Origin of the sequence: Diplocloster hominis, assembly GCF_032380655.1 — a bacterium.
Taxonomy (GTDB): Bacteria; Bacillota; Clostridia; order Lachnospirales; family Lachnospiraceae; genus Diplocloster; species Diplocloster hominis.
Genome location: NZ_JAWDIY010000010.1, coordinates 149039 through 164521 on the forward strand (window position 1 = coordinate 149039; position 15483 = coordinate 164521).

Sequence of the window (15483 nt, forward strand, 5' to 3'; positions counted from 1 at the left end):
ATACCCTATTGTCCTATAAAATCGCCCTCCCCCCAGGCTCACTGAATACGATCCTAAAATACAGATCTCCCCGCACAGGAGATTCTCCTTAAGCCGGATGCAGCTTCATATCAGTTTGTAAAAAGTGGCCGTAACAATAATAGTTGACTGTTACGGCCACATTTTTTCAGTATAGGGGAGAGAATAACGGATGAGTCCATCAATTCAAATCATGGAAGTTCAGCAGTATTTCAGCAGAAGTTCACCAGAAGTTTGTTGAATTCGCCCCCCGATGGTGTTACAATGTGGTATATGTGACCATATAGAAAGATAAAATAGGAGCGAACAAGGTATGAAATTAATAGAAAAAGTATTTGGTACCCACAGCGACCATGAGCTGAAGCGCATCTATCCAATCGTAGACAAGATCGAGGCTATGAGAGATACGATGATGTCCCTGTCCGATGAAGAATTGCGGGACAAGACCAGAGAGTTTAAGCAGCGTCTGGGAAGCGGCGAGACACTGGATGATATTCTGCCGGAAGCATTTGCAACGGTCAGAGAAGCGGCCAGACGTGTACTGAATATGGAACATTACAGGGTACAGCTGATTGGAGGCATCATTCTTCATCAGGGCCGTATTGCTGAGATGAAGACTGGTGAAGGTAAGACGCTGGTATCCACGCTGCCGGCCTATCTGAACGCGCTGGAAGGCAAAGGCGTACACATCGTAACCGTCAATGACTACCTGGCGCACCGTGACGCGGAGTGGATGGGAAAGGTACATGAGTTCCTGGGCCTGAAAGTCGGCGTTGTATTGAATTCCATGACCAACGATGAGAGACGCGTTGCCTATAACTGCGATATTACCTACGTAACCAATAATGAACTGGGGTTTGATTACCTGAGGGACAACATGGTGATCTATAAGGCCCAGCTGGTACAGCGGGAGCTGCACTATGCGATCATCGACGAGGTCGACTCCGTCTTGATCGATGAGGCCAGAACCCCGTTGATCATCTCCGGCCAGAGCGGCAAGTCCACCAAACTGTATGAAGTGTGCGACATGCTGGCCAGACGTTTAAAGCGCGGTGAGGAGAGCAAAGAATTCTCCAAGATGGATGCCATTATGGGAGAGGACATCGAGGAGACCGGTGATTTTATTGTAAATGAAAAAGATAAGCAGGTGAACCTGACTGCGGAAGGCGTGCGCAGAGTAGAGGAATTCTTCAAGATTGAAAACCTGGCGGATGCGGAAAATATCGAGATCCAGCACAATATGATCCTGGCGCTGCGGGCCCACTATCTGATGTTCCGGGATCAGGATTATGTGGTTCAGGAAGATAAAGTCATCATCGTGGATGAATTTACCGGCCGTCTGATGCCCGGCAGACGTTATTCCGACGGTCTGCACCAGGCGATCGAAGCAAAAGAGCATGTGCAGGTAAAAAGAGAGAGCAAGACCCTGGCAACGATTACGTTCCAGAATTTCTTCAATAAATATACGAAAAAATCCGGTATGACCGGTACCGCACTGACGGAAGAAAAGGAATTCCGTGAGATTTATGGAATGGACGTTGTGGAGATCCCCACCAACCGTCCTGTGATCCGTAAAGACAATCAGGACGCGGTATACAAGACTAAGAAAGAAAAATACAAAGCAGTCATCGACGAGATCGTGGAGTCCCATGCCAAAGGACAGCCCGTACTGGTGGGTACGATTACCATCGAGACCTCTGAACTCTTAAGCGGTATGCTGAAGAAAAAAGGAATCCAGCACAACGTGCTGAATGCGAAATTCCATGAGCTGGAGGCCGAGATCGTCGCTCAGGCCGGTATCCACGGCGCTGTGACCATCGCGACCAATATGGCCGGCCGTGGTACGGATATTAAGCTGGACGACGCGGCCAGGGAAGCGGGCGGGCTGAAGATCATCGGTACGGAACGTCATGAGTCCAGACGTATCGATAACCAGTTGCGGGGACGTTCCGGACGTCAGGGAGACCCCGGAGAATCCCGCTTCTATATTTCACTGGAAGATGACCTGATGCGTCTGTTCGGTTCTGAGCGGATGCTGACCATGTTTAATACCCTGGGTGTTCCCGAGGGCGAGCAGATCGAGCACAAGATGCTGTCCAACGCCATCGAAACCGCCCAGAAGAAGATTGAAAATAATAACTTTGGAATCCGTAAAAATCTGCTGCAATACGACCAGGTAATGAACGAGCAGCGGGAAATTATATACGAAGAGAGGCGCCGGGTGCTGGACGGAGAGAGCATGCGGGATTCTATCTACAAGATGATTACGGATATTACGGAAAGTTGTGTAGATACTGTTATAGGAGACGACCAGGATCCGGAAGAATGGAATCTGGAAGAATTGAATCTGATGCTGCGCCAGATCATTCCGGTAGCGCCGATCACCGAAGAGAAAGTGGCTGGTCTGAAAAAGAACCAGTTAAAACACAAACTGAAGGAGGAAGGCGTTAAGCTCTACGAGACCAAAGAAGCGGAATTCCCCGAAGCAGAGACCCTGCGTGAATTGGAGCGTGTATTCCTGTTAAAGGTAATCGACCGGAAATGGATGGACCACATCGACGATATGGATCAGCTCCGTCAGGGGATCGGACTCCAGGCCTACGGCCAGAGAGATCCGCTGGTAGAATATAAGATGGCAGGCTACGAGATGTTCGACGTCATGACCGCCAGCATCCAGGAGGATACGGTTCGCATTCTGATGCACATCCGTGTGGAAGAGAAAGCGGAACGTGAGCAGGTAGCCAAAGTAACCGGGACGAACAAAGATGACAGCGCTGTAAAAGCGCCCAAGCGCCGCGAGTCCGAAAAAGTCTATCCCAACGATCCCTGCCCCTGCGGCAGCGGAAAGAAATACAAACAATGCTGCGGCCGCCGCGCTTAACAGTTCAGGCCCAGACGCCGCGAAATGAAAGATTGTAAATCCAACATGCAAAACGATGTGAAATACAGGAAAGAAGGTGAAGCAATGGTAGAATTAGATCAATTCAAAGTTACACTCAGCTCATATGAGACTCCATTAGCGGAAGTGAGGGATTCACTTTGACTTAGCAGTCAAAGAGAAGAGAATCGAAGAGCTGGAGCGGGAAATGGAAGCTCCCGGGTTCTGGGATGACACCGATCGTTCCCAGAAGCTGATGAAAGAATTAAAAGGCCTGAAGTCGGATGTGGAGACCTGCCGTGATCTGGAGCAGACCTACGACGATATTCAGACCATGATCGAAATGGGATACGAGGAAAATGATGAGTCGCTGATCCCGGAGATTCAGGAGATGCTGGACGGGTTTAGCTCCGATCTGGATAAGATCCGTATCAAGACCCTGCTCTCCGATGAGTTTGACGGATACGACGCGATCGTCACACTCCATGCCGGAGCAGGCGGCACAGAATCCTGCGACTGGACCGGAATGCTCTACCGGATGTACAGCCGGTGGGCCGAGTCCAAAGGCTACTCACTGGAAGTGCTGGACTATCTGGACGGAGATGAAGCCGGCATTAAATCCGTCACCTTCCAGGTATCCGGAGAAAATGCCTTCGGCTACCTGAAGTCCGAGAAGGGAGTCCATCGTCTGGTACGAATCTCGCCTTTTAACGCGGCAGGAAAACGGCAGACCTCCTTTGCCTCCTGCGATGTCATGCCCGACATCGAAGAAGATCTGGACGTGGAAATCAACGACGACGACATTCGGATCGATACCTATCGAAGCAGCGGAGCCGGCGGACAGCACATCAACAAGACCTCCTCCGCCATCCGGATCACCCACATACCCACCGGGGTCGTGGTCCAGTGCCAGAACGAGCGTTCCCAGCACAGCAACAAAGACAAAGCCATGCAGATGTTAAAATCAAAACTCTACATGCTGAAAAAGCAGGAAAACGCAGATAAAATCTCAGACATCCGCGGTGAAGTCAAAGAGATCGGATGGGGCAACCAGATCCGATCCTATGTCATGCAGCCCTACACCATGGTCAAAGACCACCGCACCGGCGAGGAAACCGGCAACGTAGACAGCGTAATGGACGGAAATCTGGACCCCTTTATCAGCGCATATCTAAAATGGCAGAGCCTTTCCAATAAAACTACAGCGGAGTGATCTGTAAAGAAGGGCCGGAGCAGGCTGCCGTGGGGAGCTGAGGGCCGGAGCGGGCTGTCGTAAGGACTGGTTCACAGAGCGGCGGCCCAAAAGTAACGGGGGCCAAATCGCATCGGCCGTACCTAAGAACGGGTAACTCCGAAGAGTACGAAACCTCTCATTAGCAGGACCCGGGGCAAACTCGCCAAAGTACGGCTCAGACAGTGCCCCGGGTCCTGCGAGGTTTCGCCCTCTTCTGCGTAACCCGTTCTAAGGTACGGCCTCAAGCGATTTGGCCCCCGTTACTTTTGGGCCGCCGCTCTGTGAGCCAGTCCTTACGACAGCCCGCTCCGGCCCTCAGCTCCCCACGGCAGCCTGCTCCTGCTTTACAGCATTCTTAAGATGCATGTGCTTAAGATTAGGCACTTACTTATAATTGATTTTCTGCGAAAATGGCAAAATTTAGGTTCCGGTGAATCCGGGCTAAGATATCAGCAGAAAATAAAAATGCAAGTTAATTCTTTATCTTTAATTCCTTTTGACAGTTATTTAATTGAAAATATTGAACAAACATAACCCGGTCTGCGAAACATGGAAACTGGCTTTAAATAGTGCAGGGATGAGAGGGAGACGGCGGGGGCCTGGCGGGGGGCGGAAAACCTTGTGGGGCTATATCGCTTGAGGCCGGCCTTAGAACGGGTTACGCAGATGGAGGGAGAACCTCGCAGGGCCCGGGACACTGTCCGAGCCGGTTTTTGGCGAGTTTGTCCCGGACCCTGCTAATAAGAGGTTCTCCCTCCATCGGAGTTACCCGTTCTTAGGACCGGCCGAAGCGATATAGCCCCACAAGGTTTTCCGCCCCCCGCCAGGCCCCCGCCGTCTCCCTCTCATCCCGGTCCCATTTCCAGTCCCATTTCCAGTCCCCCCACGCCAGCCCCAAAACCGAAAAAAAGGTTGCATGAAGCAGGTAAGTGTGATAATATCTTTGTTGTGAATACAAATGTATTTCCTGTGCAAACACGAAAGGTGATCATATGGCAGAAGAAAGTAAATACTATCTGGTGAAACGAAAAGCAGTGCCTGAGGTGCTGTTGAAAGTGATCGAAGCCAAGCGCCTGCTGGAATCGGGGAAGGTCGAAACCGTACAGGAGGCTACGGAAATGCTGGGGATCAGCAGAAGTTCTTTCTATAAGTACAAGGATGACATATTTCCGTTTCATGATAATGTCCGGGGAAAGACCATAACTTTTGTGATGCAGATGGACGATGAACCGGGATTATTGTCTGAGGTGCTTAAGACAGTTGCGGATTTTCACGCAAATATTCTGACGATACACCAGAGTATTCCTGTTAACGGGATCGCGTCGCTGACCCTCAGCGTGGATATTTTACCGACAACCGGGGATGTGACACAGATGCTGGATACTATTGAACGTAATAATGGAATTCATTATATTAAAATATTAGCTAGGGAGTGACGAGATGATTAAAATCGCGGTATTGGGATACGGAACGGTAGGGTCCGGAGTAGTGGAAGTGTTAAATACAAATCAGAGCAGCATTGATCAAAAAGCCGGTCAGGAAATCCGGGTGAAATATGTCCTGGATCTGAGAGATTTCCCGGGAGATCCGGTGGAACCGGTTCTGGTACATGACTTTGAGACGATTGTAAATGATCCGGAAATTAAAATTGTAGTGGAGGCAATGGGCGGTGTGGAACCGGCTTATACATTCTCGAAACGCAGCCTCCTGGCGGGAAAAAGCGTGTGTACCTCCAACAAGGAGCTGGTTGCGAAGCATGGAGCTGAACTTCTGGCGATTGCCAAGGATAAGAATATCAACTATCTGTTTGAAGCCAGCGTAGGCGGCGGAATACCCATTATCCGGCCGCTGAACTCCTCCCTGACTGCGGATGAATTTGATGAGATTACCGGTATATTGAACGGTACGACGAACTATATCCTGACGAAGATGTCAGAAGAGGGGCTGGAATTCGACACGGTTTTGAAGGAAGCCCAGGACCGCGGTTATGCGGAGCGGAATCCGGAAGCGGATGTGGAGGGCTACGATGCCTGCCGGAAAATCGCGATTTTGACCTCCCTGGCTGCGGGACAGCAGGTGGATTATCAGGATATATACACGGAAGGAATAACGAAGATCTCCGTACATGACATCGCCTATGCGAAGCAGATGGGAATGGTCATCAAGCTTCTGGCGACCAGCAGGAAGGAGAATGGACGGTTTTATTCGATGGTAGCGCCTTTCCTGTTAAATGAAGATCATCCGCTCTACAGCGTGAGCGGCGTGTTTAACGCTATTTTCCTGCATGGGAATGTGCTGGGAGATGTGATGTTCTATGGAAGCGGAGCAGGTAAACTGCCGACCGCCAGCGCAGTGGTTTCAGATGTGATCGATGCGGCGAAGCATCAGGAACGCAATATTATGGTATCCTGGAGCAGCCAGAAGCTGGAGCTGGGCGATATCGCGGATTCCAGGAGTAAATTTTTTGTTCGGGTTTCCGGAAACGCGGACACGGATTTAGGGAAAATAAAAGAAGTATTCGGCGATGTGAAGCTGGTTCAGGTCCCGGAATATAAAGATGAGTTCGGATTTGTCAGCGGGCTGATGAGCGAGGCGGATTATGAGAAAAAAGCGGCAAAAGTGCCTGGAATCCTGAAACGAATCCGTGTGGAAGAGCGAATTTAAAAAATGAAGTAAAAAGCGATTAAAAACGAAGTAATTATAGTAGATTGAAAAAGAAAAATAAAAAGTGGTATAAAATACCAACGTAAATAGACGCAAACAGCGGTACTGGAGGATATCATGAAGTATGTTGTGGTTTTAGGGGACGGTATGGCAGACCGGCCTATTGATGAGCTGGGGGGAATGACTCCTCTGGAATATGCCAAGACACCGGTGATGGATGGACTTGCGGCTGTTTCAGAGATCGGTCTGGTGCAGACGATCCCGGAAGGGATGAAACCCGGGAGCGACACGGCCAATCTGGCGGTGCTGGGTTATAATCCCAGAGACTACTATACCGGCCGTTCCCCATTGGAAGCGCTGAGCATCGGTGTGGATATGAAACCGACCGACATCGCCATGCGCTGTAATATCGTCACCCTGACGGAGGATGACGTGCCCTACGAGGAGAAAGTGATTCTGGATCACAGCTCTGGAGAGATCAGTACACAGGAAGCGGCGCAGCTACTGGAGGCGGTGAGAGCGGAACTTGAGAGCGACAGATACAAGTTTTACGTGGGAACCAGCTACCGGCATCTGTTGATCTGGGATCAGGGACAGGTGATCGATCTGGCGCAGCCCCATGATGTGCTGGGACAGCAGATCGGTAAACATCTTCCCACAGATCCGGTTCTTAGGGATATGATGAAGAGAAGCTACGATATACTGGTGCATCATCCGGTGAATCAGGCCCGCAGGGAAAAGGGGTTGAATCCTGCGAATTCCCTGTGGTTCTGGGGAGCCGGTACCCGGCCGGCCCTGTCCTCCTTTGAGGAGAAAAACCATAAAAAGGGAGCCATGATTTCCGCGGTAGACCTGTTGAAGGGAATCGCGGTAGGTGCCGGTATGAAAAATATTATCGTGGAAGGCGCAGACGGCACGTTACATACGAATTATGAAGGAAAGGCCCAGGCGGCGGCCGACGTGCTTTTAAATGAGGGGTATGATTTCGTCTATGTTCATGTAGAGGCTCCGGATGAGATGGGGCACCAGGGAAGTATAGAGCGGAAAGTCCAGTCCATCGAATACCTGGACGGCCGGGTGATCGGGCCGTTAAAAGAAAAGTTAAGTGCGTCCGGGGAACCCTTTCGAATGCTGATTATGCCGGACCATCCCACCCCGATCTGTGTCAGGACGCACACATCAGATCCGGTTCCCTATCTGCTGTATGACAGCAGTGCCCCCGGCTCATATAGCTGGAAATATAATGAGAGGGAAGCGCAGAAGAGCGGAAACCGTGTGGACAAAGGCTATAAGATGATAGATTATCTGTTTTCCGGACAGTAGAAGATACACCGTGTGTAATGCGGTATAGGAGGTAAATATGCTGATTGTTAAGAAATTTGGTGGCTCATCAGTGGCTGATAAAGAGAGAATCATGAATGTGGCTGTGCGATGCATTGAGGATTATAAGCGCGGTCACGATATCGTGGTGGTGCTCTCTGCTATGGGAAAAACCACGGACCAGCTGCTGGCGAAGGCTTATGATATCAACCCCCTTGCGTCTAAGCGGGAACTGGATATGCTGCTGACGACCGGTGAGCAGACCAGTGTGGCACTGATGGCTATGGCGATGGACTATCTGGGAGTACCGGCCGTCTCTTTGAATGCGTTTCAGGTGGCCATGCACACCACTTCCAAATACGGGAATTCCAGACTGAAAAGAATTGATTCCGAACGGATCCGGCATGAACTGGACAGCAGGAAAATCGTAATCATCACAGGCTTCCAGGGTGTCAATAAATACGATGATTTAACGACGCTGGGCCGCGGAGGTTCCGACACCACGGCGGTAGCGCTGGCAGCCGCGCTTCGTGCAGACGCCTGCGAGATCTATACAGATGTGGAAGGCGTATATACTGCCGATCCAAGAGTTGTACCCAATGCTAAGAAGTTAAAGGAGATCACCTACGACGAAATGCTGGAGATGGCTACACTGGGAGCCAAAGTGCTCCACAACCGCTCTGTGGAAATGGCAAAGAAGTATGGAGTGCCGTTAGTCGTGCGTTCAAGTTTAAATACCGCTGAAGGAACAGTTGTGAAGGAGGAAGTTAAAGTGGAAGGAATGTTATTAAGCGGAGTTGCCGCTGATAAGAATACAGCCAGAATTTCTGTGATCGGACTGAAAGACGAACCGGGTATCGCGTTCAAATTGTTTAATGTGCTGGCGCGTAAGAACATCAATGTAGATATTATCCTGCAGTCTGTCGGCCGGGACGGGACCAAAGATATCTCCTTCACGGTGGACCGTACGGACTTAAGGGAGGCATTGGATACCCTGGAAGAAAACAAGGGCAGAATCACCGCCCAAAAGATTACGTATGAAGACAATGTGGCGAAGGTATCTGTGATCGGAGCCGGTATGATGTCGAATCCGGGAGTGGCTGCCAAGATGTTCGAAGCTTTGTACAACGCAGGGGTGAATATTAAGATGATATCAACCTCAGAGATCAGGGTAACGGTTCTCATCAATGAGAGCGAAGCGGAAAAAGCCATGGTGGCTGTCCATGATTACTTTGGACTGGAAGATTAAAGTGTGAGCGGTCCGCAAGATTAAAGTGGGGACCGGAAGAGGAATGTAGAGATAAAGGTTGACAGTTAACGTACAGCTTGTCAAATATGGGGCTGTCGGGAAATCCGGTAAGACGGATTCATTTCCCGACAGCCTCATGTAATAAAAAGGGATACCATTCCTGGCATCCCGTAATGCATGCCTCTCAGGCAGGGGGCGCCGAATCGGCGGGGATCGCACTACGGCGGAAAGGAAGATGCCGCTTACGCGGCCCGCCGTAGGCAAAGAGTTTCGCAAGCGAAACTCTTTTTCAATATATATATTGCTGTGGTTCTGGCTGGGCATCCACAACAGGCCCGGCGGGACGGTCAAGTTCCCCGGTGATATCCATGTAGAAATAAACCTGAGTGACGGACAGGTAAGCGCTGACCCAGAGCATACCGATCCCAAAGGAAAGAGCGCCCAGAAGCATCCAGCCGATGAAGCTTAAGAGGATATAGAAATAACGTCCCTTATTTCCTCTCATAAGCTGAGCGCTTTCTTTCATAGACTGAATCACGCCTTTTGTCGGATCATCCAGCAGGATATAGAAGGGCTGGGAAAACATCAGCATCAGGATATAATCGATCACCACGCCGATGATCAGCAGGACAATAACTAAAAATGCCATCAGCGGTTCAGATCCGGTATGTGTGAAAAGCCAGATAAACAGGATGGCGTAACCGGGAACCAGACATAGGAAGGTTAATAAAAAAAGAAGCAGCGAGACCAGAATAAATTTGTCCGGGTGATGTTTGAATGCAAACAGCAGATTTCCGATATCCGCTTTGCGGCCCCGGCACAGATTCATATAATAAAAGGTGAGACCGGCGCTGAAAACAGAGATTAACAGCGACAGAATGATCACCAGAACAAAATACATGATATATGGGGTGGCTGTCATCGGATAGCGATATATGCCGGTGGCAAATTCGCAGACGAACATCACTGCGGAGGAGATTACGCTTACGATGATAGACAGGGCGATACACATTCCATAATTACCAATCAGCCTGTCTTTTGCCATTTGTTTCAATTGGGCAGAAGTTCGTTTCATAATGGTATACACTCCAATTTCTATAGATTTCGTAATTAAGATCAAGGGCGGCAGATTCAGACATCTTTCGGAACATTGACATCCAGGCCGTTATAATCAAACTGACCGTTGTAGTCAAAATCATTGTAATAACCGCCATAGGGGAGATTGTTGTAATAATTTTCATATATATTCTCGAAATCTGAGGAGCTGAAGATGAAGATCAGATAAACGAGGAAGATGACAACCCCCATAACCATACTGATAATGCCCGTGATCATACCAGCCAGCGCCTGAGAGCTTCTGGGTTCCGAAGAACGCCGGGACAGCAGACTTAAGATCAGGGCCAGGGAGCCCAGCATAAGCCCCCCCAGTCCGCCGCAGCAAAGGCCGGCTATTGATAGAATACCGATTACCATGGAGGCTGTGGCCATTCCATTGGGCCGTGTCTGCCGGTAGTTGGGATTATAGGGCGGCGGGGTCTTCGGTCCGTAGGGATTTGAATTTTGTCCATAGGGATCGGAATTCTGACCGTAGGGATTCGAATTTTGTCCGTTAGGATCAGGATTCTGTCCGGAATCCGAATTGCCATAAGGACTCGGATTATAGTTTGAATTCGGATCGTTATTATATTCCATAAAGGTTTCCTCTCCTTTTATCATTGTTATGGATACTGCCCCTATTGTAACACCAAGACCACTGAAAAACAATTCTTTCTTGAATCACAGTTTTGGATGATTTATAATTAATCTTTAGATAACTGTTTACAAAGGAGCATTTTATGAATATTAATGAGGTATTGGCAAAAGAATTAGGGGTGCATATCGAGCAGGTAGACGCCGCTGTGAAACTGTTGGACGAGGGCAATACGATACCGTTTATTTCCCGTTATCGTAAGGAAGTGACCGGATCTTTAAATGACGAAGTGCTGCGTAACTTAGGGGAGCGGCTGACTTACCTTCGGAATCTGGAGGAGAAGAAGCAGCAGGTGCTGTCCAGCATTGAAGAGCAGGGGAAACTGACCGGGGAACTAAAGGCCCAGATCCTGGCTGCCCAGACGCTGGTCGTGGTCGATGACCTGTATCGCCCCTACCGGCCAAAACGCCGCACGCGCGCCACGATTGCAAGAGAAAAAGGATTAGAAGGTCTCGCTTCGGTAATCCAGCTGCAGCTGACGGACAAGCTTGTGGAAGAGGAGGCCAAAAACTACCTTTCCGCGGAGAAGGAAGTCAATACAGTGGAGGAGGCCATCGCCGGTGCAAAAGATATTCTGGCAGAGTTAATATCAGACGAAGCGGACTACCGCAGTTATATTCGAAAAGCTACGGTGCAGTCCGGCAAACTGATCTCCAAAGCCAAGGATGAGAAGGCTCAGTCTGTCTATGAGATGTACTATGACTTCGAAGAACCGATCGCCAAAGCCGTAGGCCACCGGATTCTGGCGCTGAACCGGGGGGAAAAGGAAAAATTCCTGACTGTTAAAATAGAGGCCCCCACAGAGCAGATCCTTCGATATCTGGAAAAACAGGTGATTACCCGGGACAACCCTTACACCACACCTGTCCTTAGAGAAGTGGCGGCAGACAGCTATGAACGTCTGATCGCCCCGGCTATCGAGCGGGAAATCCGCAGTGACCTGACTGAGAAAGCCGAGGACGGAGCCATCAAGGTATTCGGAAAAAATCTGGAGCAGCTGCTCATGCAGCCCCCTATCGTGAATCAGGTGGTGCTGGGCTGGGACCCCGCATTCCGGACCGGCTGTAAGCTGGCGGTGGTGGACGCCACCGGCAAGGTGCTGGACACCACTGTCATCTATCCCACAGCTCCTCAGAACAAAGTCGAAGAATCGAAGAAAATAGTAAAGAAACTGATTGAAAAATATAATATCACCCTGATTTCCGTTGGCAACGGAACGGCATCCCGGGAATCCGAGATGATCATCGTGGACCTCTTAAAAGAGATCCCCCATCGGGTACAGTACGTGATCGTCAACGAAGCCGGAGCCTCCGTCTACTCTGCCAGCAAGCTGGCCACGGAAGAGTTCCCCAACTTCGATGTAGGACAAAGAAGTGCCGCTTCCATTGCCAGAAGGCTGCAGGACCCCTTAGCCGAACTGGTCAAGATCGACCCCAAATCCATCGGCGTAGGCCAATACCAGCATGATATGAACCAGAAAAAGCTGGGTGAGCAGTTAAGCGGCGTAGTGGAGGACGTGGTAAATAAAGTGGGAGTGGATCTGAACACCGCCTCCGCCTCCCTTCTGGGCTATATCTCGGGTATCTCCAAAGTCATCGCCCAGAACATCGTCACTTACCGGGAGGAAAACGGCAGGTTCCGGGGACGAAAAGGCCTGCTGAAAGTGGCCAAGCTGGGGCCGAAGGCCTACGAGCAGTGTGCCGGTTTCTTAAGAATCCTGGACGGCGACAATCCCCTCGACGCCACCAGTGTACATCCCGAGAGTTACGCAGCTACGGAGAAGCTGCTGGAAAAGTTAGGCTATACCAAGGAAGATATCAAAGAACGCCGGCTAAACGGCATTACCAAACAAGTGCGGGATTATAAGAAATTGTCCCAGGAACTGGAGATCGGAGAAATCACCCTGCGGGATATCGTAAAGGAGCTGGAAAAGCCGGCCCGTGATCCCAGAGAGGAGATGCCCAAGCCGATCCTGCGCACCGACGTGCTGGAAATGAAAGATCTGACCCCCGGAATGGTGCTGAAAGGCACGGTCCGCAACGTCATTGACTTCGGGGTATTCGTGGATATCGGCGTCCATCAGGACGGTCTGGTTCATATATCCCAGCTGACCAACAAGAAGTTCGTGAAGCATCCGCTGGAAGTAGTCAGCGTCGGTGACATTGTAGAAGTAAAGGTCATGAGTGTGGATCTGGCGAAAAAGAGAATTCAGCTGACTATGATCCTGTAACTTCGCGCATAAGGGCTTACGGCCTGAGTGTGGTTGATCCGGTAGATAACTTTGGAGAAGGAAAATGTATCCTGCAATTATTTTACGCGGAGAAAATTGTGAGTCAAAGTAATATTAATGAAATTATTCGCAAGATAATAGAGGCATAAAGAGTTTTTGTTAACATAAATGGATTTTAAATTCTTGACAAGTGCTCCCAGCCGCAGTATGATAACAGAGAACTGCATAAGGAGATTCTTCGGGGCAGGGTGACTTCCGTTAATGGAAGAATTCCCGACCGGCGGTAAAGTCCGCGACCCGCTGCAAGGCGGCTGATCTGGTGAGTGTCATTTCTAATAGAAATGCATCAATTCCAGGACCGACAGTAAAGTCTGGATGAAAGAAGAGAGATATGGACACCGTTGCTGATCTGTGATAGAATCAGCACAGATCCGTATATAAGTCTAATTACAATGCCCTGAATATTACATTCAGGGCTATTTTTTATGGCTATGAGCACTTAGTGCCTGTATTTAAGGCACTTACGTGTGATGTATGAAAATAGTCAGCGAGGCTATTTCGAGCGTTACTATTTTTTATTCCATAGAAAAGAGTTCCTATGAAATAAAAGGTTCCGCAGGATTGCACTGCGGCGGAAAGGAAGATGCCGCTTACGCGGTCCGCCGCAAAATAATGAAACCGCCAGGAAAATCCTTATACACACAAACCACCATCATAACAGAATAAGGAGAGTGCAAACATGAGCACAAACGTAGGAGTCATCAAAAAAAGCAGAGTAAACATCCGCACCATCGTTCAGATCGGCATGCTGTCCGCCATCGCCACCATACTAATGCTGTTTGAAATTCCATTGCCCTTTATGGCCCCCAGTTTCTATGAACTGGACTTCAGCGAGGTTCCGGTCCTCATCGGCTGTTTCGCTATGGGCCCTGTAGCGGGGATACTCATCGAACTGGTCAAGATCCTCTTGAATCTGGTCATCAACGGTACCATAACAGCCGGAGTCGGTGAAGCCGCCAACTTTCTGATCGGCTGTGCCTTCATCCTGCCTGCAGGTATGATCTATAAGCACCGCAAATCCAGAAAGACCGCTATCATCGGAATGGCAGCAGGCACCGTGACCATGACGATCCTGGGCTGTTTTCTCAACGCCTACGTGCTGCTCCCTGCTTATGCTTCCGCATTTGGCTGGCCGCTAACGTCCATCATAGAGATGGGTTCTGCGATCAACCCGGTCGTGAAAAGCCTGCCCACCTTCGTCATCCTGATGGTAGCCCCCTTTAACATCCTGAAAGGAGTGGTGGTCTCCCTGATTACCTTCCTTCTCTACAAATACATCAGCCCGATCCTTCATAGAGGAAGCCGCTGAGCCGGGAAGGCTCCTGGCATTCCCACTTAATTACATATTTACAACCCTGCCCGGCAAGTCTATAATCAGAAGATAGAAAGCGAGGGCAAACACCATGATTACGAAGAGAGTGGAGGATTCCAAGACAGAACAGGCATATGTATTATTGCCGAAACATATCAATGGTTATGGAAGGCTGTTCGGTGGAATGCTCATGCAGTGGATTGATGAGATGGCGGGAATCGTGTCCAGGAGACACTGCGGAATGGAGATCACCACGGCGGCTATTGACCATTTGACCTTCAAACACGCTGCTTATAAAAACCAGACGATCGTACTAATAGGGAAAGTAACCTATGTAGGACGGACCTCCATGGAGATCCGTGTAGATACTTATGTGGAAGCGCTGGATGGCACCAGGCGTCTGATCAATACCGCATATGTGGTGATGGTAGCCATCGACGAGCAGGGAAAAGCGCAGGAAGTACCCGGCCTCAGACTGGAAACAGAGATGGACAGAATTGAGTGGGAAAGTGGTAAACGCAGATATGAGCTGCGCAGATTACGCCATCAGGAAGGATTCTGATGGCGTTTCTTATTTCATAGGGGAAAGTGCTCCTATGAAATAAAACGCTCCGCGGGGATCGCATTGCGGCGGAAAGGAAGATACCGCTTATTCTTCTTAAGAAAAACTTTTGAATTTCCACCACAAAAAATGAAGAAACCCCTGATATACTCACAGATGGAAAAAATATGTTGACAAAATAAGCGGTTCGTATTATTGTATTAATC

General features: G+C 49.6%; 11 protein-coding genes and 1 riboswitch. Of the genes, 9 read left to right on the forward strand and 2 right to left on the reverse strand.

Translation table 11 applies throughout. The features are described 5' to 3' along the window. The first annotated feature begins 331 nt into the window (after nt 1-331). From secA to ABC831_RS11605, 6 genes are all read left to right on the forward strand, one after another. On the forward strand, nt 332-2899 hold the full coding sequence (secA, locus tag ABC831_RS11580; protein ID WP_343248282.1) for a preprotein translocase subunit SecA: 2568 nt from the start codon (nt 332-334) through the stop codon (nt 2897-2899). 84 nt (nt 2900-2983) lie between these two features. Continuing rightward, nucleotides 2984-4109 (forward strand): peptide chain release factor 2 gene (gene prfB / locus ABC831_RS11585; RefSeq protein ID WP_425524583.1). Its coding sequence is split into 2 segments (ribosomal slippage): nt 2984-3046 and nt 3048-4109, totalling 1125 coding nucleotides; the frame shifts between segments, so codons are not numbered across the junction. A 1013-nt stretch (nt 4110-5122) separates the two neighbouring features. After that, nucleotides 5123-5566: an ACT domain-containing protein gene (locus tag ABC831_RS11590; protein ID WP_343248284.1), complete on the forward strand. Its 444-nt coding sequence runs from the start codon at nt 5123-5125 to the stop codon at nt 5564-5566. 4 nt (nt 5567-5570) lie between these two features. Continuing rightward, nucleotides 5571-6794 (forward strand): homoserine dehydrogenase, encoded by a 1224-nt coding sequence (locus ABC831_RS11595; RefSeq protein WP_343248286.1) that lies wholly within the window; start codon nt 5571-5573, stop codon nt 6792-6794. A gap of 117 nt (nt 6795-6911) precedes the next feature. Continuing rightward, entirely contained in the window at nt 6912-8117 is a 1206-nt protein-coding gene (locus ABC831_RS11600) for a cofactor-independent phosphoglycerate mutase (RefSeq protein ID WP_343248287.1), read from the forward strand. A 37-nt stretch (nt 8118-8154) separates the two neighbouring features. Beyond that, nucleotides 8155-9363: an aspartate kinase gene (locus tag ABC831_RS11605; protein ID WP_343248288.1), complete on the forward strand. Its 1209-nt coding sequence runs from the start codon at nt 8155-8157 to the stop codon at nt 9361-9363. A 289-nt stretch (nt 9364-9652) separates the two neighbouring features. Here the strand turns inward: ABC831_RS11605 and ABC831_RS11610 are convergent, their stop codons facing one another. After that, complete coding sequence (locus ABC831_RS11610) at nt 9653-10438, reverse strand: DUF975 family protein (RefSeq protein WP_343248289.1); 786 nt, start codon at nt 10436-10438, stop codon at nt 9653-9655. A 56-nt stretch (nt 10439-10494) separates the two neighbouring features. Further along, nucleotides 10495-11055: a hypothetical protein gene (locus tag ABC831_RS11615; RefSeq protein WP_343248290.1), complete on the reverse strand. Its 561-nt coding sequence runs from the start codon at nt 11053-11055 to the stop codon at nt 10495-10497. Nucleotides 11056-11198: 143 nt separating this feature from the next. Here ABC831_RS11615 and ABC831_RS11620 point away from each other — a divergent pair, with 143 nt between their 5' ends. The 3 genes from ABC831_RS11620 to ABC831_RS11630 all read left to right on the forward strand — a co-directional run bounded on the left by ABC831_RS11620 (nt 11199) and on the right by ABC831_RS11630 (nt 15277). Continuing rightward, nucleotides 11199-13343, forward strand: a complete 2145-nt coding sequence (locus tag ABC831_RS11620; protein ID WP_343248291.1) for a Tex family protein — start codon at nt 11199-11201, stop codon at nt 13341-13343. 230 nt (nt 13344-13573) lie between these two features. Next, nucleotides 13574-13734: riboswitch (FMN riboswitch) on the forward strand. A 348-nt stretch (nt 13735-14082) separates the two neighbouring features. After that, nucleotides 14083-14712 (forward strand): ECF transporter S component, encoded by a 630-nt coding sequence (locus ABC831_RS11625; RefSeq protein WP_343248292.1) that lies wholly within the window; start codon nt 14083-14085, stop codon nt 14710-14712. 94 nt (nt 14713-14806) lie between these two features. After that, nucleotides 14807-15277, forward strand: a complete 471-nt coding sequence (locus ABC831_RS11630; RefSeq protein ID WP_343248293.1) for an acyl-CoA thioesterase — start codon at nt 14807-14809, stop codon at nt 15275-15277. Nucleotides 15278-15483 lie beyond the last annotated feature (206 nt).